This window comes from Sulfitobacter litoralis (assembly GCF_900103185.1).
In the GTDB taxonomy this organism is placed as follows: Bacteria; Pseudomonadota; Alphaproteobacteria; order Rhodobacterales; family Rhodobacteraceae; genus Sulfitobacter; species Sulfitobacter litoralis.
Genome location: NZ_FNJD01000003.1, coordinates 177,031 through 201,367 on the forward strand (window position 1 = coordinate 177,031; position 24,337 = coordinate 201,367).

Genomic DNA, 24,337 nt, shown 5'->3' on the forward strand with positions numbered 1-24,337 from the left:
TTTATTGCACCAAATAGGGTTTGCGCGGCGGTTTCTGGGGGGCCGACAGGCCAGGTTCTACGGGAAAATCGCCCATCAGATAGGGGTGCATCCCCTGGTTCTTGAGGTTTTGCAGGAATTGCCCAAAGCCAGTCAGGTCCGCCATCTTCGGCACCTCGGATAAACGGCCCGTTTTGACCTGTCCGATCTCGTCGAGAATGCTTTGCAACGGCTCCATCGGGGCTTCGATGAATTCCGCCATCGTCCAGATGCGCACCCGCGCTTTGGCATAATGCGACCGCAGGATCGCCATATGCTCGCTTTCGATCTTTTGCAGCGCAGCGGCGGTACGGCGGATCTCGGCAAAATCTTTATTCGACCGGAACAGCGGCACCGCCCACGCGCCGGTGATCACCGACACCTGTGCATTCGGGTCTTTGGCGATCTCCCAGCAGATGTCCTGATTGTCCTGCGGACCGAACTGAAAGCACTGACGTTCGCCACGGGTGTTCCAGATCAGATTGGTCAGAAACGCCTTGGGGTCATAATTGCGGATCTTGGCGCTATTGCTCAGCGCGCCATTGATCGCATTCTGCCCATCGGCAAAATGCACGCGGTCCGGTGCAAACAGATGGCCGTGGACCCGCGCGCCGGTGGATTTTGCCAGCCAAGGCTCAAAATTCTCGAACAGCGCGGCAAAGCCTTGAAAGACCGAATAGGGCGCGGCGGTAACACCATTTTCCCAGCCTTCGTTCGGAAACCGGCTTTGCATATACAGCCCTGCGCGTCCACGCGTGCGGCGTTCAACGGCTTTGGCAAAGACGCGGTCGATCTTGCCCGGGTTCGGCTCTGTCCGTTTCATCGCACCCGCCTCATCGGTCAGGAACGCGTCATAAAGGCGGCCCGCCTTGGGCCAGATCTTGCGTGCGACGAAACAATCGGACCGCCGTAAAAGCTGCAGGTGATCATCGTAGAAAATATGTGGTTTGCCCTGGAAATCGAACTTGGACAGTGTCAGTGACCGGCTTTCGATCTGGATGGAATAGAGCCGCGCGAGCGTCTGGAAATAGCTTTCATCCGGTATCCAGACATGGCGGAAATAGGCATCGTATGCGGCGCGTTTCGGATCTTGCAGGATCGCCGACAGGGTTTGCCGCGTCAGACACCACCATTGCGACCCCATATGCGGCACAAGGCCCTTGGGGATGCGCCGCTTGAGCCCGACGAAGCGTTGAACAGCTACCGCCTTGTCGAACAGATACCGGTGTCGCTTCCACGAAAAGGGGAAACGCATGGTAAAACGTTCGACATCCAGCCCCCCAACCGTCCAAGGGACATCTGCTGTTGTCGCGCTTTCGATGAAGTCGGTACGCGGACGGGCGGCAAGATAATCGATCAGCTCTTTCACCGGACGCAGTGGCAGGCATGAACCAGACGCCAAATAGACATGGCGCACGTCTGCAAAGCTGTCCAACATCATCTCGGACGCGGTCTGAGACGCGGCAACCAGCCCCCACGTTCCCCATTCGCAGCGATAGCGCTTGCTGAACATCAGATGAGGGACATCAGACAGCGCCTGCACAAAATCGTCATGGGTCTTTTCCGGTACGGATTTGTCGACGTGGATCACCACCGTACAGCCCGCCGCAGCCCAATGCCGTGCCACCTGTTCGGCGCGGTCTAGGGCGGTATGGACCAGCATGACCAGTCCGACGCTCATGCCCAGTTGCCCTTGGACATCAGGCCCAGAATCTCGAGCTGGCGCCAGTTGATATATTTCTCGGACCACTTACCCCAAAGCTGCGGGTTCTGGTCAGGGTTGTTGGCATAGGTCTTGTATTCGATGGACTTGGCGTAGTGCTGGCCACGCTCAAGCTCTTCTGCGGCCTTGGCCCCGAAGGTATCAAGGAATTTAGCATGCAGCAAAACGCCCGAGGCTTTCTCTCCACCCCATTCGTCATAAACCCGATTCAGCCCGCGCGGTAGAAGCGTATGGGTCGAACTAACATAGGCATAGCGACGGTCCCATTTAACCAAAGGCACCTTATTGAGCGCAGGTGCCTTGGCAGGCTTATGTTTAAAGAACACCCGCGCACGCGGCCCGCCCTGTATCCAGAGGTTGCCGTATTTTTCATTACGCGAAATCGCGTAGTTGCCGCTGTCGAACCACGCGGCGATCTCCATCGGGTTTTGACCAGCCTGATAGGGTTCATCCTCCAGCCTCCCCTTGGGGTAGACATCCAGTAGCATCGCACCAAAGCTGCGGATCTCGCAGTTATCCAGCCAATCGGTCAGCGCCTGAACCGGTCGCGTGTCACAGAACGGATACACAAAGAATTCATCCGGATCGACCACCAGCACCCAGTGGCCGTGCGCGTATTTGCGTTTAAGATAGTTCATCCAGTCGATACCGAAACCGGACCGGCGATAGCTGGCGTCGGTATGCCAGACGGACACATCTTTCATCCCGCGCAGGTAATCTGCGCTGCCATCGTCGGACCCGTTATCGACAAAAAGGAAGTGGTTGATCCCGAGCGCGCGATAATACTCTAGAAAGTAGGGCAGCCGGATTTTTTCGTTCCGCATTGTGCAGACAAGCAAGACATCGTTAGGACGGATCGCGCGGGTATTGTCCTGAACATTTTTCAGCTCGGACGACTTGCGTAGGGCCCGGATCAACCTCCGCTTGCGCCGCACGCGCATCTTGTAAGAATCCCAAAGGCTCACGTCTTCTCCATACCCTGCTCAGAACGCCCCGCCCGAGCGTCGCCTTTATTGCATCAGGTTTGAGGACAATATGTCATGGGCCGTCTTTATAAACAACGTAATTTGAAACAGTTACACGCTGCGCTGGTGGAATAGCAGCCGGTACGGCCATCAACCCCAAGGGCTGCGCATCAAGCAGCAGGCTTCTAGATCCGCCGGTCCGGTATAGCGCTGCGCGCCAGCGTGCCACAGATCGGGGGCATCGGCGATCTGGTCATAGTAGCCGTCAAACTGCTCAGGTGTGTGAAAATGCTGCCCACGCGCCTTTTCCTGAAGGGATTTTGCAACGATCTCTGGCAGGAACTTACTGTGTAGCAGCACCCCTGACGGGGTCTCCGCTCCCGGCCCATCATAGAGGTCGTTCAACGCCGGTGGCAGCAAAGAGTGGGTTGAATTGACGTAGACATAGCGCCGGTTCCAGCGCACCAGCGGTATCTTGTTCAGCGTTGGCGATTGCGAAGGCTTATCAGCAAAGAACATGCGTTCACGCGCCCCGCCCTGCACCCACAGGTTGTTCAGCGGCCACTGACGTACAGCGCGGTATGGTCCGGCGTCAAACCAGTTCAATATGCGCGACGGATCATCTCCCGGCACATAGGCCTGTGCGCCCAAGGGCCCTTTTGGGAACATATCCAGCATCAGCGTGCCGAATCCGACGCGGCCTACCCTCTCAAGCTGCCCTGCGAGCGCGGGCAGTTTCCCCTTCTCCATCTGGTCATAGACCAGCAGTTCGTCGGCATCGACGGTCAGGCACCAGCGCCCGTGCCCATGCCGCCACAGCAGCCAGTTGAGCCAATCCAAGCCGAACCGCGACCCGCGATAGCTGGCCGAGGTTTGCCACAGGGTCACATCGGGCTGCGCCGCCAGCAGGTCGGCGCTGCCATCATCGCTGCCGTTGTCGACAATTAGAAAATGGGCAACGCCAAGGTCGCGGTAGTGCTGCAGAAAATACGGAAGCCGCGCGGCCTCGTTACGCAGCACGACAAAGGCGAGCACCCCGTCAGGCGGGATTGCCCCTTGCCCCGACGAGGCCCCGAGCTGATGCCGCGACCGCAACCCACGCCACAGTAGCCGCCGCCGTTTCAACCGCATCCGGTAGGCGCCCCACAGGCGGGCCCATCGGGACGCAGGACCAGCGGCGCTATCCGTCATGCGCTATAGTCGCCGGTTTGGTGCCATCTCCATGCGTCTGCAATCATCTGCGGCAGGGTCGATCGTTTGGGCCGCCAGCCCAGCTCCGTCTCAGCGCGGACCGAGCCCGAGACCAACTTGGTGCAATCACCCGGTCGCCGGTCGCCTTCGGTCATCGGTACGGCGCGGTTGGTCACCTCACGGCTTTGCTCAACAACCTCGCGCACGGAAAACCCTGTGCCGGTGCCCAAATTGAACACACGGCTGCCCTTATCCTCAAGCAGCCAGTTCAGCCCCAACACATGGGCGTCGACCAGATCGCAGACATGCACATAGTCGCGGATGCAGGTGCCATCCGGCGTATCGTAATCGGTGCCAAAGATCGTCAGCGCATCCCGTTTGCCGTCGATGGCGTCCAGCATCAGCGGGATCAAATGCGTCTCGGGCTGGTGGAATTCGCCCACTTCGCCCTCGGGGTCGGCACCGGCGACGTTGAAATAGCGAAAGATCACGCTTTGCAGCCCATAGGCGGCCTCGAAATCGCGCAGGATATCTTCGATTGCGCGCTTGGAGGCCCCGTAGGCATTAATCGGATGTTGCGCGCTGTTTTCATCCAACACGACATTATCCTGATCGCCATAGGTCGCGCAGGTGGATGAAAAGACAAACTGTTTGCAGCCCGCCGCGACCGTCGCCTCGATCAGGTTCAGCGACCCTTCGACATTATTGCGCCAATAGGTGCCGGGTTGTTTCATGCTATCGCCCACTTGGCTAAGCGCGGCGAAATGCATGACGGCGACCGGTCGGTACCGTTCAAACACGGCATCAATCTCGGCCCGGTTCAGCAGATCACCCTGCACAAAGGGGCCGAATTTCACCGCATCGCGCCAGCCGGTGACCAGATTGTCAAAAGTGACAGGCGTATAGCCTGCAGCGGCCAGCGCCTTGCACGCATGCGACCCGATATAGCCTGCGCCGCCAGTGACCAAGATATTCGCCATACGCCCGTCCTTATCGTCCTGCGCTTATTGCGCCGCAGTTTCGCCCTGCATGATGTCTTGCAGATAGGCGCGCAAATCATCGCGCAGTTCCTCGCGGGCCAGCCCGAAGGAGACCGTCGCTTGCAAGAACCCAGATTTAGAACCACAGTCAAAACGCTGGCCCTTAAAGCGGTAGCCGTAGACATCGTTGCCTTGGGTCAGCTCCGCCGCGATAGCATCTGTCAGCTGAATTTCCCCGCCCGAGCCGGACTTTAGCTGGTTCAGGTTCTTCAGTACGTTTGGCGACAGGATATAGCGGCCGATCACGGCAAGGTTCGACGGTGCGTCTTCGGCTTTGGGCTTTTCGACCATGCCTTTGACCTTGACCAAGGCCCCGTCAGATGGACCGTCATCAATGTCCAACATACCGTAAGAAGAGGACTTTTCAGGGTTCACTTCCATCGCCGCAACCATGTTTCCACCGGTTTCATTGTAGGCTTCGATCATCTGCTGCAGGCAGGGCTTGTCAGCTGCGATCACGTCATCGGGCAGCATCACCGCAAAGGGTTCGTTGCCAATCAGACGACGGGCGCACCATACCGCGTGACCCAGACCAAGTGCTTTGTGCTGGCGGATATAGGCGATGGCACCACTATCCATATTGGTGTCCTTAAGGATCTCCAACAGCTCCGTTTTGCCCTTGGAGCGCAGTTCCTGTTCCAGCACGGGAGAGTGGTCAAAGTAGTCTTCCAGCGCACCCTTGCCGCGGGATGTGACAAAGATGAATTCCTTGATTCCGGCCGCGCGAGCTTCGTCGATGGCGTATTGCACCAGCGGGCGATCGACCAGGGTCATGATCTCTTTGGGAACAGATTTCGTCGCGGGCAAAAACCGCGTTCCCAAACCAGCCACCGGAAAAATCGCTTTTGTTACTTTCTTAGCCATGTGAAATCGCTGCCCTTATAAATATACGTGCGGATAACTGAAGTTAGTGCTCAGTGAATTGCAAACCATCATGCTGCCAGTCCTAAATAAGACCAGCGCCCGAATTGTGGCGGCTTCTTGCTGATTTTGCGGCACAAAACCCCCCTTGCGTCACAGCCTGCGCAATTTTGCGCCTTATCCGCCGTTTTCTGAAAATAAATGAAAACCTCTGCGGGCTGCGGGCCTATTCGTTGCAGATTGCCCGCCCAAACGCAATCTCGGCGAAAGCGATTGGGCAGCGCGGTCAGTCCTGCCCCATCTCGGCCATCATTGCTTCGATCTTGGGCACATCTTCGGGGTTGTTCAGTTCCCAGAACTGGCGGCCCTTGGCCTCGACCTCTACACAAAGCACCTTATGGCCGTTTTCCATGAACCGCAGCTGTTCAAGCCCTTCGAGCTGTTCAAGCGGGCCCACGTTCCACGACGAGTAGGACGCCAACGCATCGGGGCGATAGGCATAGACGCCTACGTGGTGAAAGACCGGTGTCGCGTCCGCATCGTCATAGGTTTTCGATGTGAACGGCACGACTTCCTTAGAGAAGTACATCGCCGCATGATCAGCCGCGAACACGGCAGTGGTGCCCCCCACGCGACCGGCCTTGCGATCAGCCAGCAGCCCGTTCAACGCGGCACCATCGCAGCGCAACACAGGTGTCGCAATCCCTGCGTTAGGGTCGTTTCGCAGACCCTGCACAAGGCTTTCGACAAACCAATGCGGCGTGAGCGGTGCGTCGCCTTGCAGGTTCACGACGATGTCGTACCCGCCGCCCAGAACCGTATGGGCTTCGGCGCAACGTTCTGTGCCGTTGGCGCAATCGACTGACGTCATCACGACCTCGGCCCCGAAGGCTTCGGCGGCGTCCTTGATGCGGTCGTCATCGGTGGCCACGACCACCTTGTCGACGCCCTGGACCTCGCTGGCGGCACGCCAGCTGCGCTCGATCAGGCTGCGCGTATTGCCGCCCGCCCCCGTCAGCATCGCCAGCGGTTTAGCGGGATAGCGCGTAGAGGCATACCGCGCAGGAATAACAATTAGGACAGACATCAGGAGGCTTTCAAATCAACGCCCGGCGCATGGGCGATAAAGAAAGGGTTGGCAAAATCGGCTTTGCCGTAAGTGAGCGGGGTCAGATCGTCAAAACGCACAACTGCGCCCCCAGCACCGGTCAGAACGGCATGGCCCGCAGCCGTGTCCCATTCCATCGTCCGGCCAACGCGCGGGTAAAGGTCCGCTTCGCCGGTCGCGATCAAGCAGAATTTCAGCGACGAGCCCGCGCTTTTCATATCGCGCACATTGTATTTGGCGATGTAATCATCGGTCGCCTGATCGCGGTGTGACTTTGACGCCACCACCATCAGAGCCGTATTATCTGGTTTAGAGACTGATATCGGCTGCACCGGTCCTATGCTATCCTTGGGGAAATCACCGGTTTCCTCGACGGAGCTGCCGTCGGCCAGCGTAAAGAACATCCGCGATCGGGCCGGTGCATAGACGACACCGCGCGTCGGCACGCCGCCTTCGACCAATGCGATATTCACGGTAAAATCGCCACGGCGGTTGATGAATTCCTTGGTGCCGTCCAGCGGATCCACAATAAGAAAAGTATCGCCCGACGCCGAATGGGTGGCGGATTGCTCTTCGGTTACAAGCATCACATCAGGGAAAGCGGCGCGCAGCCCGTCCGAGATGATCTGGTCCGCGGCTTCGTCAGCGATGGTCACGGGGCTTTCGTCAGATTTGGTTTTGACCTCGAAATCATCCGAGCCGTAAATCTCCATGATCTTGTCGCCTGCTTCGATCGACAAACGGCGCATCACCGTTACCAGCTGTTCATAATCCATAATGTCGCGACCTTTTCAGTTTCGTTGATTACTTTGCGCAAACCCCTTATGATTGCGCCTTGACGGAACAGCAAGAATTCCGTGCGAGGGTACGTCACAAAGAGGCTACAACAATGTTTCAACCACGGCGCACCAACAGGGGCAATATAGGCTCGGCAGTCAACTTTTTCGAACTCGTCTACCATTCGATCGTCCGCTCTGTGCGCAAGCAGCACAACAATGCGTTTGCAGCCATCGCCATCAACATTATGCAAACGGTCATTTTCGTGGGCGTGTTCTATGTGATGTTTTCGGTCCTCGGTATGCGCGGATCTGCCATTCGGGGTGATTTCGTGATCTATATCATGACGGGTATTTTCCTGTTCATGATGCACACCAAGACGGTATCAGCCGTGGCCGGTTCCGAAGGGCCCGCCAGCGCCATGATGAAACATGCGCCGATGACCACGATGATTTCTCTGGCGGCTGCAGCACTGGGATCGCTCTACATCCAGATGCTGTCGCTGATCCTGATCATGTCGATCTACCATTTGGCGTTCAACCCGATCGTGATTTACGACACCGCTGGCGTGTTTTTCATGATGCTGATCGCGTGGTTCACCGGGGTTGCTGTCGGCATGGTGTTGCTGGCCATCAAACCGTGGGCACCCTCTTTTACGCAGATCTTTACGACGATCTACCAGCGGGCGAATATGATTGCTTCAGGCAAGATGTTTCTGGCCAATTCGCTACCGTCCTTCATGCTGGCCATGTTTGACTGGAACCCCTTGTTCCACGCCATTGATCAGGCCCGTGGGTATGCATTTATCAACTACAACCCGCGCTATAGTAACTGGGAATATGCCGTTTGGGTCGGGGTGGTGCTTATGGTGATCGGGCTGATGGGCGAATTCTATACGCGCAAACATGCCTCTGCCAGCTGGAGCGCGCGACGCTGATCTCAGGTCGCAACCCTGAGCGTGATGTTGATCCTTCCGCCCTTGGGCAGCAACGTCGATGACCCCGCACGGATGCGGTCGATCCCGTGATAGTTCAGGCGCGCCTCGCCTCCCATGACAACGACATCCCCTGATTGCAGCCATAGACTGTCCGTCTTGCCGCCGCGTTTTTGCCCGCCAACGCGCAGCAATCCTTCGTCCCCGAGCGAGATTGACACGACCGGCCAGCGAAAATCGGTCTCGTTCCGGTCCTGATGCAGCCCCATTTTCGCGTCCGACGCATAGTAGTTGATCAGGCAAGAATCCGGCTGACGCTCTAATCCGGTCAGGTCATTCCAGATCGTAAGGACATCCGATGGGATCGCCGGCCAGGGCGAGCCGTTTGGATGGACCTCGGCATAGCGATAGCCCTGCGCGTCTGACAGCCAACCATAATCGCCCGCAGACGTCATACGCACCGACATCTGCTGCCCCCCCGGCATGACGGGCCGAAAGAACGGCGCCTGCTTTACCACCCCGCGCACAGTATCCAGCAACGTGCGTTGTGCTGACAGCGTAAGGTGGGATTTATGAATTTCGAAGCCGCGTAACCGCAATATCGTCATCTAAACGCCCTTCTTGCCTGCTTTGGCGAAAAATCCACGCAGAATCCGCGTTTCCTTTCTCATGCAACGGTTGCAGGGTCCATATCTGCTCCTTATATACGCCGAGAACCGCTGAAGGCATCCGGCCTTTGGTGAAAAAGATCGGGGCAAGGGTGCCACAACGGGCCTGCGCTTCGTGTCATCGCCTTGAGTAAATGAGGGATCAAACATGGCCAAAGTTATTGGTATCGACCTAGGAACGACAAACAGCTGTATCGCCATCATGGACGGCAGCCAGCCTCGCGTTGTTGAAAACGCGGAAGGTGCACGCACCACGCCATCCATTGTCGCCTTTACAGACGACGAACGTCTGGTTGGCCAGCCTGCCAAACGGCAAGCGGTTACCAATCCGGACAACACAATTTTCGGCGTTAAGCGCCTGATCGGCCGTCGCAATGACGACGCAGATCTGGCCAAGGACAAAAAGAACCTGCCCTTCACCGTGATCGACGGCGGGAACGGCGACGCTTGGGTAAAAGCCAAGGGCGAGAAATACTCCCCTTCGCAAATCTCTGCGTTCATCCTTGGCAAAATGAAGGAAACGGCTGAATCCTACCTGGGCGAAGAAGTTACCCAGGCAGTTATCACTGTTCCTGCTTACTTTAACGACGCTCAGCGTCAGGCTACAAAAGACGCGGGCAAGATTGCCGGTCTGGAAGTGCTGCGGATCATCAACGAACCGACAGCGGCCGCGCTGGCCTATGGTCTGGACAAGAAAGAAACGCAAACCATCGCGGTCTATGACCTTGGCGGCGGTACATTCGACGTGACCATTCTCGAAATTGACGACGGTCTTTTCGAAGTCAAATCCACCAACGGCGATACATTCTTGGGTGGTGAAGACTTTGACATGCGCATCGTGAACTACCTTGCGGATGAATTCAAAAAGACCAACGGCGTTGATCTGACCCAAGACAAGATGGCGCTTCAGCGTCTGAAAGAAGCGGCCGAGAAGGCCAAGATCGAACTGTCGAGCGCAAGCCAGACAGAGATCAACCAGCCATTCATCTCGATGGGCAAAGACGGCTCGCCGTTGCACATGGTGATGAAGCTGACCCGCTCCAAGCTGGAGCAGCTGGTGGGTGACCTGATCAAAGCGTCGATGAAACCATGTGCTGCTGCGTTGAAAGATGCCGGTGTATCCGCATCCGAAATCGACGAAGTCGTTCTGGTCGGCGGTATGACCCGTATGCCACGCGTGATCGAAGAAGTGTCCAAGTTCTTTGGCAAAGAGCCGCACAAGGGTGTGAACCCTGACGAGGTTGTTGCCTTGGGTGCCGCCATTCAGGCGGGTGTTCTGCAAGGCGACGTCAAAGATGTTGTTTTGCTGGACGTAACACCATTGTCCTTGGGCATCGAAACGTTGGGTGGCGTGTTCACCCGTCTGATCGACCGCAACACCACGATCCCTACCAAAAAGTCGCAGGTCTTCTCGACCGCTGAGGACAACCAAAGCGCCGTGACCATCCGCGTCTTCCAAGGCGAACGTGAAATGGCTGCGGACAACAAGATCCTTGGCGCGTTCAATCTGGAAAGCATTCCTCCTGCACCGCGCGGTATGCCCCAGATCGAAGTGACCTTTGACATCGACGCAAACGGTATTGTTGCTGTTGGCGCGCTGGATAAAGGCACGGGCAAAGAGCAGAAGATCACGATCCAGGCTTCTGGTGGTCTGTCCGATGCGGACATCGACAAAATGGTGAAAGACGCCGAAGAAAATGCCGACGCTGACAAAGAGCGCCGCGCATTGATCGAAGCGAAGAACCAGGCTGAATCGCTGATCCACTCGACCGAAAAGTCGCTGGAAGAGCATGGTGATAAGGTTGACCCGACCACCGTCGAAGCGATCGAATTGGCCATTGCTGCGCTGAACGATGAACTGGCGACCGACAATGTTGATAAAATCAACAACGGCATCCAGAACGTCACCGAGGCAGCGATGAAACTGGGCGAAGCCATCTATAAAGCGGCTCAGGACGAAAACGAAGACGTTGCTCCGGCTGCTGACGCCTCCGGTGGTGACGACGATATCGTCGATGCCGATTTCGAAGATCTGGACGATAACAAGCGCGCGTAAGCACGCCCACGGAACCACTGATGGGCCGGTCCGCTTGCCGGGCCGGCCCATCACGTTCCAGCGTAGGAGTTAATTCATGGCCAAACGTGATTACTACGAGACGCTCGGCGTTGCTAAAGGTGCCTCTGCCGACGAGATCAAAAAAGGCTACCGCACCAAAGCCAAGGAATTGCACCCCGACCGCAATGCCGACAACCCCAACGCCGAAGCCCAGTTCAAAGAAGCGAACGAAGCTTACGAAGTCTTGAAAGACCCCGAAAAGAAAGCCGCCTATGACCGCTATGGTCACGCAGCTTTCGAAGGGGGCATGGGCGGTGGCGGCCAACGACCCGGCGGGTTCGGTGGTGGTGGCGGTCAGGGCGACTTTTCCTCGGCGTTTTCCGATGTGTTTGACGACCTGTTTGGCGACTTTATGGGCGGCCAACGGGGTGGTGGCGGTCGGCGTGCCGCACGCGGTGCCGATCTGCGCTACAACCTTGGGATCACGCTCGAAGATGCGTACCGGGGCATGCAAAAGTCGATCAATGTGCCCACCTCGGTTGCCTGTGATTCCTGCAGCGGCTCCGGGTCAGAGGGCGGCGCAGAGCCGACAACCTGTCCCACTTGCTCTGGCATGGGTAAAGTCCGCGCGCAGCAAGGTTTCTTCACCGTCGAACGCACCTGCCCCACCTGTTCGGGCATGGGCCAGATCGTCAAGAACCCGTGTAAATCCTGCCGTGGCGCTGGCCGCGTTGAAAAAGACCGCGCACTGTCTGTGAACATCCCTGCGGGCGTTGAAACCGGCACGCGCATCCGTCTGGCCGGCGAAGGCGAAGCGGGTATGCGAGGCGGTCCAACGGGTGATTTGTACATCTTTATCGAGGTGCAGGAACACAAGCTGTTTGAACGCGATGGGCCAAACCTGTTCTGCCGCGTTCCCGTGTCGATGAGCACAGCCGCCCTTGGGGGCAGCATCGAAGTGCCGACGATCGACGGTGGCCGTGGGCGCGTGCAAATTCCGGCGGGCAGCCAGTCTGGTCGCCAGATGCGTCTGCGTGGCAAGGGTATGCCCCCGCTGCGTGGGGGTGGCACGGGCGATATGATCATCGAACTGGCGGTCGAGACGCCGGTGAACCTGACCAGCCGCCAAAAGGAATTGTTGCAGGAATTCGAAAAAGAATCCTCTAACAACAACCCTGAAAGCAGCAGCTTCTTTTCGTCGGTGAAATCCTTCTGGGATTCGATGAAGGGCTGATTGGCCGACAAGGACGAAACCGCTCTCGCGGTATTGGCGCGTGTTTCTGGTGTTTCGCAAAGATCGAAGCGTGGTGATTTTGTGAACTGACGAACCTGTTGGACGATTGAGACCTTCTCAATCTGACCAACAGGAGGTTTCAATGTCAGACCAATATGTACCAGCGCTGCGCCAGCGGTTTCTCGAAGATATGCAGATCAAGGGACTGCAGCCGAAGACGCAAACGATGTATCTGCGAGGGATGCGTGACTTTACACGGTTTCTGGGGCACGCGCCGGACAGCGCGACGCCGGAAGAGCTGCGGGCCTTCCAGCTTGATATGAAGGAACGCGGCGTTGGTGCCCCGACGTTCAACAACCGACTGACGGTGCTCAGTTTCTTTTTCTCAGCGACGTGCCCCCGGCCCGAAATGAAGCGGCACATGAGGTATCAGCGGGCAGCTAAGAAAATCCCTGTGGTGCTGAGCGCCGAGGAAGTCGTGCGCATCATCGAAGCAGCACCAGGGCCTGGGTTGCGATACCGTGCGGCCTTCAGCGTGGCCTATGGTGGTGGGCTCCGGGCCAGTGAGGTCACGCATCTCAAGGTCGGCGATATCGACAGCGACCGGATGTTGCTCCGGATCGAGCAAGGTAAGGGCCGTAAGGACCGGCAGGTTATGTTGTCGCCAAACCTGCTTGCTCTGTTGCGTGATTATTATCGTGAGGTGCGCCCGAGAGGTTGGATGTTCCCGGGTCGCAACCGGATCGACCCGATCTCGACACGGCAGTTAAACCGCGCCTTTGGCGTGGCGTGTGACTTTGCCGAGATCAAGAAGCAGGTGTCGCCCCATACCTTGCGGCACAGCTTTGCCACGCATCTACTGGAGAGCGGGACCGACATCAGGGTGATCCAAGTGTTGTTGGGCCATGCCAAGCTGGAAACGACGACGGTCTATACGAAGGTGGCCACCAAGACGATCCAGAGCGTGACCAGCCCGCTGGATTTGTTGGTGAACCGTGAGGTCGGTCCGGGTTAAGCCCCGCCACGATGCCCCGTCCCAAACTGGAGGTCGCGGATATCTTCCGCGCCCATGGGCCTGCGTATCGCCGCGAACATGCAGGGCATCTCAATCTGCCGCAGTTGAAGGTGATGTCAGCCATTGAGGCCTGCCGGACCGCCGCACTCGGCGGGCATGTTGCCGCTTGCACCAAGTGCGACCACCAGCACATCGCCTATAACTCGTGCCGGAACCGGCATTGCCCGAAGTGCCAAGGTGCTGCGGCACAGGACTGGATGCAGGCGCGGATGGAGGATCTGTTGCCGGTCGAATACTTCCACGTGGTCTTCACGCTTCCGGCCCAGATTGCTGACATCGCCTATCAGAACAAGGCCGCCGTATACCGCTTGCTGTTCAAGGCGTCGGCCCAGACGCTTGTGACCATCGCAGCCGACCCAAAACACCTTGGTGCAAAGATTGGCATGACATCAGTTCTGCACACATGGGGATCTGCGATGATGCACCACCCGCACGTGCACGTCATCGTGCCCGGGGGTGGGTTGTCTGCTGATGGCACACGATGGATCGCTTGTCGCTCTGGGTTCTTCCTGCCTGTGAAGGTCCTGTCGAAGCTGTTCCGTCGCCTCTTTCTCGAAGGGTTGATCCGATTGCACAAGGCAGGCAAGCTCAAGTTCTTCGGCGATCTGGCGGAGTTGGCTGATCCGGCAGTCTTCGCGGTCCATCTCGCCCCGCTGCGCAAAACCAACTGGATCGTTTATGCCAAACCGTCCTTTGGTGGGCCCGAGGCGGTACTGGCATATCTGAGCCGTTACACGCACCGCATCGCGATCTCAAACCACCGGCTTGTCAGCGCAGATGCGGACATCGTGGCCTTCTGGTGGAAAGACTATCGCATCAAGCAGGGAGAACGAATGAAGGTCATGCACCTGTCTACGGATGAGTTCATCCGCAGGTTCCTGATCCACGTCCTGCCCTCTGGCTTCCACCGCATCCGCCACACAGGATTCTTGGCAAATGGAATACGCCGCGACAGGATCGGACAGATCAGGCGGTTGCTTGCTGCCGAACCAGAACCCACTCAAATGCCGGACGAAGCCACAAACTCCGAACCCGAAGATCCGCCCGTGCATCAGCCGTGCCCCAAATGCGGTGGTGCGATGATCATAGTTGAGATCTTCCTGCGCGGCCAAACACCCAAATCCCGCGCTCCGCCATGGGAGGACGCCGCATGATACAACTAGAAAATCCGACCTTGCCTTGCGCAGACGCCGGACCAGTCAGTGCGGCCCTCTCAAAAACCCCGATGCCACATCACGCCTGCGGCGGCATCATGGGACACCAAATGGCAAAGTCATGCTGGGTAAATAAACCGGCAAACGCCGCCCGTCGTCAAAATCCCGCTCGCTCTGCGCATCAAACGCTGCAGCCGTAACGCACAATCCCCATAGCACCAAAAACAGCCCGCGCTTTCCTCCTTGTCGGATTTGCCGCCGCTGCAGCTCGCGCTGACAGCAGCCACAAACCTTAGACATTGAAGACATCGGGCGGGGCGCAGGCTCCGCCCTTTTTTGTTCCCCCTCTGCCCGCATTAACGTGATGAAAACTTCTTTGGCCACATTCTGGGCCTATGGGACGCAACAACGCTCATTTCTCTGACCCGCGCCTACCCTTTCTGGGGGATGAGGCTGTGGCGGTGCCTGCACCCTCGGGCAAACAACCGTCTTACATCGCGGATCACCGGCAACGGCTGCGCGCGCGCTTTATGCAGGGCGGTGCTGCGGCCATCCCCGACTACGAGCTGCTTGAACTGGTCCTGTTCCGCGCCATCCCCCGCCGTGACGTGAAACCGCTGGCCCGAACGCTGATGGACCGTTTCGGCGACTTCAACCGTGTGATCACCGCCTCAGAGCCACGGCTACGGGACGTTTCGGGTGTGGGCGACGCGGTCATCGTCGAACTCAAGATAATAGAGGCAGCGGCCCACCGCATGGCGCGTTCGAGGCTCCTGCGCCAACATGTGTTGTCGAGCTGGGACGCGCTGCTGGATTATTGCCACACCACCATGGCGCACCGAGAAACCGAACAGTTCCGCGTGATCTACCTTGATCGCAAGAACGTCGTGATCGGCGACGAGGAACAAGGCAAAGGCACCGTAGATCACGTGCCTGTCTACCCCCGCGAGGTTGCAAAACGCGCGCTAGAGCTGAATGCAAGCGCGCTTATTCTGGTGCACAACCACCCGTCGGGCGACCCGACGCCATCACAGGCCGACATCGACATGACACAGCAGATTTTTGCGGCCTGCAGCACATTGGGGCTAACGTTGCACGACCATCTAATTATCGGCAAATCCCGCGAGCTAAGCTTTCGCAGCGCCGGATATTTGTGATTGCAAAGCAGCCCTGTGCGCCAGCGCCGGTACAGGGCCGATGCTAGCGAACCCAGACCTCTACACGGCGGTTGGCCTGCCGACCCCACGCCGTATCATCGCAGGCCATCGGCATCGCTTCGCCAAAAGCATCAAGATCCAGCGTGACCCGTTCAAGATTGGCGGTGACCGCGGCGGCGATGACAGCTTGGCGCACCGCCTCGGCACGGCGCAGCGCGATGTCACGGTTGGCAAAAGACGCACCCTGCCCGTCGCTGAAACCCGCAAACAACAGACGGCGGGCATCGTATTGACCGACCTCTAGCGCCCGCGCGAGCTGCTGCACGTTTGATCGCGACTGTGCATCCAGCCGCACCGACCCGGCCTCGAACCTAAAAGAGGTCGACAACCGCGCCATGGGTTTCAGCGTCGCGTTCATCCGCTGCAATTCATCAAGCGTGATCTCGGGCCCAGCGACCGCGATCGCGTTGGTAAAGCGGTTGCCCTGTTCCTCTATCGGAATTTCCTCGGGTGCTTGATCGACAAATCCTGCACGCCGGATCACGATTTGGGCAGCAGGGCTGCGGGTGAATGCCAGAAATTCGCGGGCCACCTGCGGCAAACGTCGGGCCGGGAAATACAGAAACATCGGCGCGGTCAGCGGGTAGTCTTCGGTCTTAATGGTCCGGCGCGATGCGTCCAGCGCAAAGCCGCAGCTGCCCGACAGCGTCAACACCTCAGTATCGCGCTGTTCGGCATAGCTCGTGATGCCAAGCGCAAAACTGTCTTTAGCGACGGCTTCGGCCAGATCGGCGGGTCGGGCGTGTCGCGTGATCGTGTCCGTAAACGTAAGCGTTGCGGGGCGCATGACCTGATCACTGATCGCCTGTGCTAACCCGCTGCTGTCGTCGGGCAAATGCAGGTCAATCGGCGCGTCCGGCCCGCCAAGTGCTTGCCAGTTCGTCACCTTGCCGGCGAACGCCCGCGCCAGCATCAGCGGCGATATCTGTTTTACCGGATTCGACGCCGACACCACAGGGACCGCCGCATCCAATGACAGCACACGGCTGCGGTTCAGGCCCGTCATGTCGCCCATTCCCGCTTCACGGGCCCGGACCCGTTCCTCGGTACGCATCTCACGCAGGGACATCACAATGTCCGCCTCATCCGCCAACAGATCGGCAAAGCCTTCGTCGCTGTTGCTGGCCCGAAACATAAATAGGGCAACGGTCTGGCCGCTTTTCTCGTCGACCAGACGATAGGTGAAACGGTTGCCCTCTTCGTCCTCGCGGGTGGCTTGATAGCCATTGCGCTGCGCAAACCCGTCGATCAGGGCAGGCATCAGTATCTCGCCCATTGTTGCAGACCCCGAAAGCTGCAGTTCTGCGATGAAATGATCCAGATTGGGGCAACCGGGCCCCTCGCATTGCACGCCGGTGCTGTCGATCGTCAGCTCGCCGTATTCGGTTTCGACGCGATAAAATTCGCCATCAAAGCCCAGCAGTGTGCCGCTCAATTCGATCTTGCCGTCGCGGGACGAAAGCGCGATGTCCTGCGCCCATATCGTTTGCGCCGCCGAACATAAGAAAAGTGCGGCGAAAACCGCCGCACGTATAATCGTGATCATAAGGCCCCAAGCGTTGCGTTAGTGTCCCGCAACCTTCATGTCTTGGAGCAGATTATTCAACACAAGAAAGCTGCCTACGGCATCACAATCCGGCACTGCAACGCTCAAGTCCTGGGTTTTGATCTTTGCATCCCCAAGAAGTTCGATGGACTGCGCTTCGATTTCCTGACCACAATTCGCCTTGATCACCTCGGCTTCGACCGTCAGTGCCACGCGTGCGTCCTGACCTTCGGTTAGCACGGGGAAAGTATAGACCTCCGCGATCAGGGGCTCAGCCGCGCTGAGGTCGCCGTTCAACGTCATGAATCCGCCCTCTCCGGTGATGGCAGATGCTACGCTGCGCGGCGTGCCTGCCCAGACATGGCCGACACTGTCATAGTCAGCCCCGAATTCACGTGCGTGCATCTGAAAACCAGTGTCACCTTTCCATTGCAGAACCACCCGGTCGAACTCTGCCAGATCGTCGATCTTGGCCTCTGCAATCGCCCCGTCGCCATTGCCAAACGCAATGACGAAAGTCGCGTCTTGCGAAAGAGCGGGAACAGTGATGTCGAGGGTGCCCTTTTCCGAAGACGTTTGCGTAAAGATCATCCCGTTGTGGTGTACGGTAATCCGTTCATTGGGCATGCACGGGGCAGCCAGCGTCAGGTTCACCATAGCACCCGCCACAGGGCGCGCATTGGCACTGATATCGCAGGTTTGTGTCTCAGCGGTCGGAGACTGGGGCGCTTCCGCCGAAATTGGGGCGGAAACTGGGCGCGCAATGGGTTCATCCGCGCTCGCCGCGGCCAACATGACGGGGGCCGAATCAGGCAGCGCTAGCGTCGGCTCCAGCGGCGCAGCGCTAAACTCGGCCGAGGTCAGCACGATGTCTTCAACCTCAAGTACAGCGTTCTCGCTGCTGAGGCGACGTAGCTCTTGTTCTTTCACCGCCGCCTCAGACCCATAGCGGGCTGTCGCAGCGTCGGTATTTTGCATCACGTAGCCGATGCCCAAGGCGCAGGCGAGCGTGCCAACAGCTGTCGCGATCTTATTCATACGTGCCATCTGATGGTCCTCACTGGGAATAACTTCCCAATGAATATCGCGCATCACAGCGGCCCTGTTATGACCCTTGAGGGGAAAGATTTGGGCGGTTTTGAGGCACGCCCAAGCCCTGATTAACTATCGTAATAGCCCTTGCCGTAGCTGCCATAGGCACCGTATTCGCCACCGTAGCCGTAGCGCTTCATGCCCTTTTCATCGATCTGGCTAAGCACCAGCCCAGTGATCCGCTGGTTCGAATTGTGGAAGAACCGCATAGCTTCTTCGACAAGTCCCTTGTTCGTGCTATCCCATTTAACCGAAAACAGGATCGCGTCGGCGTTTTGGGAAATGATACGTGCGTCAGGGACAACCAGAACCGGCGGCGTATCGATGATAATGAAATCATACTGGTCGCGCATCTCGGAGATAAAGGCTTTGAACCGGTCAGAGGAGAAAATATCCGCCGCATTCACATTGGTCTTTTCCCCACCCAGAACATCCGCGCCGAAACCGTCCGGCCGATGGATCGCATCTGCAAATTTTACATCGCCGTTGAGCACCGACGCGATACCGTTACGCGGCATGTCGGGGAAATACTCGTTCAGAGTACGACGGCGGATATCGCCTTCGACCAGCAGGACTGATTTTCCGAGTCCTGACAGGAATTTAGCAAGCGACAGCGAAACTGTGGTCTTACCTTCACCGGGGATCGATGACGTGGAGACGATAACCTGAGGCTTCTTATCGAGGTTCGATAGCATCAATGATGTACGCAGGTTGCGGATCGCTTCTGCGGCGGCAGATGTGGGTTTATCCTCAAGATACTTGAGCGTGTTTTTTCGGTCACGCGCAGGAATCAAAGGGATCTGTCCGATCACAGTGTATCCGGTGTGATGCTCCAACTCAGTCGCGGTGCGGAAGGTGCGGGTTCTGAATTCGCGAAGCAGCACCAAGCCAGAACCAACCATCGCGCCCAGGATCATTGCCAGCGCAATAATCTGCGATTTCTTGGGCGCGCTTGGCGCATCAGGGACCACTGAATTCGACAACATGCGGCTGTCGGCCTTTTGGATCCCCTCTTGGGCGGAGGTTTCTTTCAGGCGGGTCAGGAAATATTCATAGAGCAGCCGGGTTGCTTCGGACTCGCGGGTCAACTGTTGTAGCGCGATCAGGTCCTGACCCTGCGACGCCAATTGTGCGGCAAGCTCGCTTTCCGAGGTACGCAGCGCTTCAAGCTGCTGGCTGCTGCGCGCAAGATCAGACCGGATCCGGTTCACCACTGTCTCGAACCGTAGATCGAATGCCGTCTGGTTGGTGTCTGACGAAAGACCGTTACTAAAAATACGCGTCAGCGCGGCGTCTTGTGCGGCATCACGCTTTTCTGCGGGTGTCTGCGCGGCTTCCAGATTGGCGAGCCGTGTTTCCAGCGCTTGGCGTGAGAGTGCGGCACCGTCAATACGGTCGCGCAATTCCTTGATTTGACGCTCCAGCGCTTGCAGCCCTTCGATGGAGACAAGCTGCGTGCGCGCTGTAAAGTCAGAGACCTTTTTCTCCGCGTTCTCAAGTTCGATCTGAAGCTCGGATACCCGGTTGCTCAGCCATTCTGTGGCTTTCTCTGTCGCCTCGAATTTCACTTCGATCTGGTTCAGGATGTACAGCTCGACAATTGTGTTTGCGATCAGGGCTGATTTCACTGCTGATTCTGTTTCGGCAGTAACGTTGAAAACCAGGCTTTGGCGAATGTTGGAAACCGAAACCTTGTTCAGCAAAGCCTGCACGACGGAGTCGCGAATTTTAGTTTTCTGAAGTTCGGGGTCCAGCTCTTCTGTAGGGGTGCGTGATGTCAAAACCCCGCGCAAGCCCGAGATCATACCGCCGATCATCGACGGCTCGCGTAGTTTACCGTTAAACTCCGGATCATCGATCAGGTTCAGACGGTCGACAACCTTTCCGGCCAGCCCGCGCGAGCGCAAGACTTCGACCTCGGTGTTAACCTCAGTTGAATCGCCGGAAAACCCGCCCACGACGGCTTGCAGGTCGACAATGCTGTCTTCCTTGGTGTCCAGCACCACCACCGCCGTTGACCGGTAGGTCGGGACCGCGACGCCGTAGGCGCAATACCCGGCCAAAAGCATAAAAATCAGCGTGACCGCAGCGATGATCAATTTGCCCCGCCATAATGTACCAATCAGCGCGCCAAGGTCGATGGTATCGTCATCTTCGTCCCTAGGTGCGGAAAAGTTCGATTGGCTTTGGTTCATCATATGCATGTCGCCCGTTGGTCATTGCCGGAAATGGCTAAAAAGAAGGGTCGAGGCACAGCGCCTTCGAAGTCACAGATATGCGGGTTGGTGACCATGGAGAGAGGATCTGCCTGTCCTGCGATTGCGCCCCTAGGGGTGTTGGCGGCTTTGCTAAATCCTTATGAGAAAAATTCAATCAAAAGTCGTATAAAATTTGCTACATCTTGGGAAATGATCCCGTAGAAACATCATTTAAGGCCATTCTTCGCGATATAGCTGGCCAAATCAAGGATCAGTTGCCCGCGCGCCTTAGCGATGGCCGCGGGGCCGCCCTTGGGGTCGAATGCGACGGACAGATCAAATAACCCTGATCTTTCACGCCCGCCGGTCAGGACGGCGACGAAGTATTGGCCGGAAGCGCGGAACTGGCCTGCTTCGGTCGCCAGCAATTCGCTGAACCGCAGCTCAAGGCGGGCGTCAGGATAAGCTTCGAAGGGCCATGGCTCTGACGCGATACGGCGGCTTGTGAGGCGCGACAGGTTCTCGCTTAGCTCTAGGGCTACGGCGCGTTCGGGCGCATCGGCCCACAGTTCGTCCGAAGAGCTCACCAAAGCACCATTGGACGCGCGCATATGGATCTCATCGGCAGCGGCATAGCTGGGCAGTGACACGTCACGTACCTCAACGGCGTTGAATTGGATACCGACACGCTCTGTGACAGGCGGCATCTCGACGGCATAGCGATCGGCAGATCCGCAGGCTGCCAAGATTGCCACCAGACCAAGGCTTGCGATACTTTTTACTACGTTCATATTTTACCGTCCCAGCAACAATGAATTGGGGTTACGTTCGATGGTGCGCGCCAAAGATGCAAGCGCATCGGCCGCTTTTTGGATGTCCCGCATGGTTTCCTGTGCGGTGCGGCTGATCTCGTCGCCCTTGTTATACCCTTCGATCGTCCGCTCTGCTTGCGTAAAGACGGACGTTAGGCGAGTCACGATCTGCGGCAAATCCTTCGCAGAAACGGCAATGTTATCCGCCGCATTGCGCGCCGAGGCCAAGGTACGGTTCACATTCTCGACCGCTCCGCCCTCGCGGAGCTCGCGCAGCGTGTAGTTCAGCTCGTCCAACGCATCCTTGAGCGAACCGGGCAGCGCGACGGCGTCTGGTGTGCCGATAACCTGATCGGCGGACCGTGTCAGCGCTGTCAGTTCGTCGACCAGCTGTTGCAATTCAAGCTCGCTTGCGTTGGCGGCGACAGTCTTCATTTCTTCGATCAACTCGGGCACGCCCTCGGTCGAGGTGGTGAGGGAATCGGCAGCTTCCGAGACAGAGTCCACAGCGGCCAGCAGACGTGCTGCCATCTGCTCTTCCTCGAGCGTGGCGACAAGCGTTTCGACACGCGAGAGAGTGGCATTCAGCGAGACGGGAATATTCTGCACCGATTCAGACGAGACCAGCCCCGTGACCTCGTTAATCAACGTGCGGACATCGCGGGGGGTCTGTTGCAGTTCATCACTGCCGACAAAAGCTTGCAGCGAATTCATCAGACCGATGGCGCTGTTCAGCAGCTCTTCGATCGGCAGGTTGTTGATACGGCTAAACACACCTTCGACCGTGGCTGCGGCGTCAGATGTTTCGTTCTTGGTCGTGGGCATCACGGGGAAGTTGTCGCCCGCAGGGACAAGCCGCGCGGTCGGAGCGTTGTCGACGACCACCAGTTCCACTTTCAGACCGCCCGTCAGCAGGCTTGCAGATGCAAGTCTTGCCCGAAGCCCATTCACGACACGGTCTTGCAAGAAGGCAAACGCACTTTCGGCAGTCACATCCCCCGGCAATCCAAGGCGCGCCGGCTGGATTGCCAGCGTTGCGTTCAGCCGCACACGGCTGTCGCCGAACTGATCAAAATCCACGATCCCAGAGAGGGTATCGACTTCGCCGATATTCAGCCCGCTCAACTCTACGGTGGCACCGACGGCGAGGCCCGAAACATTGTCGTCGAAAATAACGTTAAGCATCAAAGGTTCGACATCCGTGGCGTTGAACACTGCACTGCGCGCGTCCTCCTTGGTGGGGAAGATATCGAAAACAGTGCCATCCTGCACGCGGTCGCCACCAGAGACGAAAGTGTCAAAGGTAATCCCCCCGCCGATCAACGTCGCAATCGATTCAAAATCGACTTCGGCACCGCCAGGTCCAAAGGACAGGCTGAACCCGGAGGTATCCCAGAAACGAGTGCTACTGTTGATCAGGTTGCGGTGCTCTTCGTAGATCAGCGCCTCTACGATGGCGAAATTTCCCCTTGGCGCGATCGCCGCCTTACCGATACGACCGACCTCGATCCCGCGATAAAGAATGGGGGCGTCATCCGTCAGCGTTCCATTCCCCACGGTGCGAAACGCGATCTGCAAACCGGATTGGCCCGCGCGGATCAAGGGCGGCGCATCCGACCCTACGAAGCGTTCGGCAAATTCGCCTATTTCATCGTTCCAGCTGCCCTCGATGTAGACCCCGCTTAGCACAGTACCCAAGCCGGTGATGCCCTGCGCCGATACTTGGGGCTGCACGATCCAGAACGACGCGCTGGCGTCGATGAAGGGACCGACGTTCTTGTCGACACGGATTGTCGCGACAACCTTGCCCAAGCCGGTGGTAAAACCAACTTCCTCGACGCGGCCCACGGTCACGTCGCGATAGCGCAGTTCGGTCTCGCCCGCTTTGATCCCTGCCCCTTTATCGAACTCAACATAGATCACAGGACCGCGGGAATTGTAGCTGCTGATCGCCACACCCAATGCCGCAACCAGCGCCAAAATCGGAATGATCCAGACGATGGACGCGCCGCTTAAAAACAGCTTGCGCGCGGATTTAACCTTAACCTCGGGTGGCGTGTCAGACATGTTGATCGGGATCCCCATCGGAAGCGTTCGTGTCCCAGATCAGTCTGGAGTCGAATGCTTGTGCAGATAGCATGGTAAAGATGACCGACAAGGCGAAGAACATGCTCGCAGGGCCGGGATTGATTGTCGCCAATGTCTTGAGTTGCACCAGCGACGAAAGGATCGCAACCACAAAGATATCGATCATCGACCAGCGGCCGATATACTCTACGATTTCATACATCACATGGCGCGACCGCTGCGCTTCGGCATTGGGTCTTTTGACGCTGACCGCCAGAAAGGCGATGGCCCAGAACTTGGCCAGCGGGATTGCGACCGACGCTAGCAGGATGATGAACGCAATGCCATAGGCCCCGTGATGTGCCAGTTCGACCGCACCGCCGACGATGGTGCTTTCGTCCACCTGAAACAGCGTGCGCGTCTTGAGCATCGGGTAGGCATTGGCCGGAATGTAGCACAGCAGCCCCATGACCCAGAACGCCCAAACCCGCTGCATACTACCAAAGTCGCGCGACAGCATCTTGTGGCCGCAACGTTGGCAAACCGGCGTACCGATGGGCCAGGCACGCGTACACCGTGTGCAGGCAACCAGACCCATTTC

General features: G+C 57.8%; 20 protein-coding genes. 6 read left to right on the forward strand and 14 right to left on the reverse strand.

All coding sequences use genetic code 11. The features are described 5' to 3' along the window. Position 1: 1 nt before the first annotated feature. From BLQ98_RS04265 to cysQ, 7 genes are all read right to left on the reverse strand, one after another. Positions 2-1,699 (reverse strand): DUF5927 domain-containing protein, encoded by a 1,698-nt coding sequence (locus BLQ98_RS04265; RefSeq protein ID WP_093732103.1) that lies wholly within the window; start codon positions 1,697-1,699, stop codon positions 2-4. Beyond that, entirely contained in the window at positions 1,696-2,682 is a 987-nt protein-coding gene (locus tag BLQ98_RS04270) for a glycosyltransferase family 2 protein (protein WP_093732104.1), read from the reverse strand. Before BLQ98_RS04270 ends, BLQ98_RS04265 begins: the two co-directional genes overlap by 4 nt. A gap of 174 nt (positions 2,683-2,856) precedes the next feature. Continuing rightward, entirely contained in the window at positions 2,857-3,897 is a 1,041-nt protein-coding gene (locus BLQ98_RS04275; protein ID WP_093732105.1) for a glycosyltransferase family 2 protein, read from the reverse strand. Further along, positions 3,894-4,877 carry a UDP-glucose 4-epimerase GalE gene (gene galE, locus BLQ98_RS04280; protein WP_093732106.1) on the reverse strand — a complete coding sequence of 328 codons (984 nt, stop codon included), beginning with the start codon at positions 4,875-4,877 and terminating at the stop codon, positions 3,894-3,896. The genes BLQ98_RS04275 and galE overlap by 4 nt, the downstream gene beginning before the upstream one ends. Before the next feature lie 24 nt (positions 4,878-4,901). After that, entirely contained in the window at positions 4,902-5,801 is a 900-nt protein-coding gene (gene galU, locus BLQ98_RS04285) for a UTP--glucose-1-phosphate uridylyltransferase GalU (protein ID WP_093732107.1), read from the reverse strand. 283 nt (positions 5,802-6,084) lie between these two features. Further along, the gene (locus BLQ98_RS04290) at positions 6,085-6,885 is read right to left on the reverse strand and encodes a 3-deoxy-manno-octulosonate cytidylyltransferase (RefSeq protein ID WP_093732108.1); all 801 of its coding nucleotides are present in this window, start codon (positions 6,883-6,885) and stop codon (positions 6,085-6,087) included. Next, a complete protein-coding gene (gene cysQ / locus BLQ98_RS04295) occupies positions 6,885-7,682 on the reverse strand; it encodes a 3'(2'),5'-bisphosphate nucleotidase CysQ (RefSeq protein ID WP_093732109.1) in 798 nt (265 codons plus the stop codon). Before cysQ ends, BLQ98_RS04290 begins: the two co-directional genes overlap by 1 nt. Positions 7,683-7,795: 113 nt before the next feature. Here cysQ and BLQ98_RS04300 point away from each other — a divergent pair, with 113 nt between their 5' ends. Further along, the gene (locus BLQ98_RS04300; RefSeq protein WP_093732110.1) at positions 7,796-8,620 is read left to right on the forward strand and encodes an ABC transporter permease; all 825 of its coding nucleotides are present in this window, start codon (positions 7,796-7,798) and stop codon (positions 8,618-8,620) included. Positions 8,621-8,622: 2 nt separating this feature from the next. Here the strand turns inward: BLQ98_RS04300 and BLQ98_RS04305 are convergent, their stop codons facing one another. Beyond that, a complete protein-coding gene (locus BLQ98_RS04305; protein WP_093732111.1) occupies positions 8,623-9,225 on the reverse strand; it encodes an alpha-ketoglutarate-dependent dioxygenase AlkB family protein in 603 nt (200 codons plus the stop codon). 208 nt (positions 9,226-9,433) lie between these two features. Between BLQ98_RS04305 and dnaK the strand changes: the two genes are divergently transcribed. From dnaK to radC, 5 genes are all read left to right on the forward strand, one after another. Then, positions 9,434-11,341, forward strand: a complete 1,908-nt coding sequence (gene dnaK, locus BLQ98_RS04310; protein WP_093732112.1) for a molecular chaperone DnaK — start codon at positions 9,434-9,436, stop codon at positions 11,339-11,341. A 76-nt stretch (positions 11,342-11,417) separates the two neighbouring features. Continuing rightward, positions 11,418-12,575 (forward strand): molecular chaperone DnaJ, encoded by a 1,158-nt coding sequence (dnaJ, locus tag BLQ98_RS04315; protein ID WP_093732113.1) that lies wholly within the window; start codon positions 11,418-11,420, stop codon positions 12,573-12,575. A 142-nt stretch (positions 12,576-12,717) separates the two neighbouring features. Then, positions 12,718-13,590, forward strand: a complete 873-nt coding sequence (locus BLQ98_RS04320; protein ID WP_093732114.1) for a tyrosine-type recombinase/integrase — start codon at positions 12,718-12,720, stop codon at positions 13,588-13,590. An 11-nt stretch (positions 13,591-13,601) separates the two neighbouring features. Next, a complete protein-coding gene (locus BLQ98_RS04325) occupies positions 13,602-14,804 on the forward strand; it encodes an IS91 family transposase (RefSeq protein WP_093732115.1) in 1,203 nt (400 codons plus the stop codon). Between the two features lie 395 nt (positions 14,805-15,199). Then, positions 15,200-15,961, forward strand: coding sequence for a RadC family protein (gene radC / locus BLQ98_RS04330; protein ID WP_093732116.1), 762 nt, complete (start codon positions 15,200-15,202; stop codon positions 15,959-15,961). A gap of 43 nt (positions 15,962-16,004) precedes the next feature. On the opposite strand, the gene BLQ98_RS04335 is transcribed toward radC, so the two are convergent. The 6 genes from BLQ98_RS04335 to BLQ98_RS04360 all read right to left on the reverse strand — a co-directional run bounded on the left by BLQ98_RS04335 (position 16,005) and on the right by BLQ98_RS04360 (position 24,334). Beyond that, entirely contained in the window at positions 16,005-17,567 is a 1,563-nt protein-coding gene (locus tag BLQ98_RS04335; protein WP_093732117.1) for a substrate-binding domain-containing protein, read from the reverse strand. An 18-nt stretch (positions 17,568-17,585) separates the two neighbouring features. Beyond that, complete coding sequence (locus BLQ98_RS04340; RefSeq protein WP_093732151.1) at positions 17,586-18,614, reverse strand: hypothetical protein; 1,029 nt, start codon at positions 18,612-18,614, stop codon at positions 17,586-17,588. Between the two features lie 113 nt (positions 18,615-18,727). Next, a complete protein-coding gene (locus tag BLQ98_RS04345; protein ID WP_093732118.1) occupies positions 18,728-20,863 on the reverse strand; it encodes a polysaccharide biosynthesis tyrosine autokinase in 2,136 nt (711 codons plus the stop codon). 221 nt (positions 20,864-21,084) lie between these two features. After that, the gene (locus tag BLQ98_RS04350) at positions 21,085-21,648 is read right to left on the reverse strand and encodes a PqiC family protein (protein ID WP_093732119.1); all 564 of its coding nucleotides are present in this window, start codon (positions 21,646-21,648) and stop codon (positions 21,085-21,087) included. Positions 21,649-21,651: 3 nt separating this feature from the next. Further along, positions 21,652-23,736, reverse strand: coding sequence for a PqiB family protein (locus tag BLQ98_RS04355; protein ID WP_244148368.1), 2,085 nt, complete (start codon positions 23,734-23,736; stop codon positions 21,652-21,654). Further along, a complete protein-coding gene (locus BLQ98_RS04360) occupies positions 23,729-24,334 on the reverse strand; it encodes a paraquat-inducible protein A (protein WP_093732152.1) in 606 nt (201 codons plus the stop codon). Before BLQ98_RS04360 ends, BLQ98_RS04355 begins: the two co-directional genes overlap by 8 nt. Positions 24,335-24,337 lie beyond the last annotated feature (3 nt).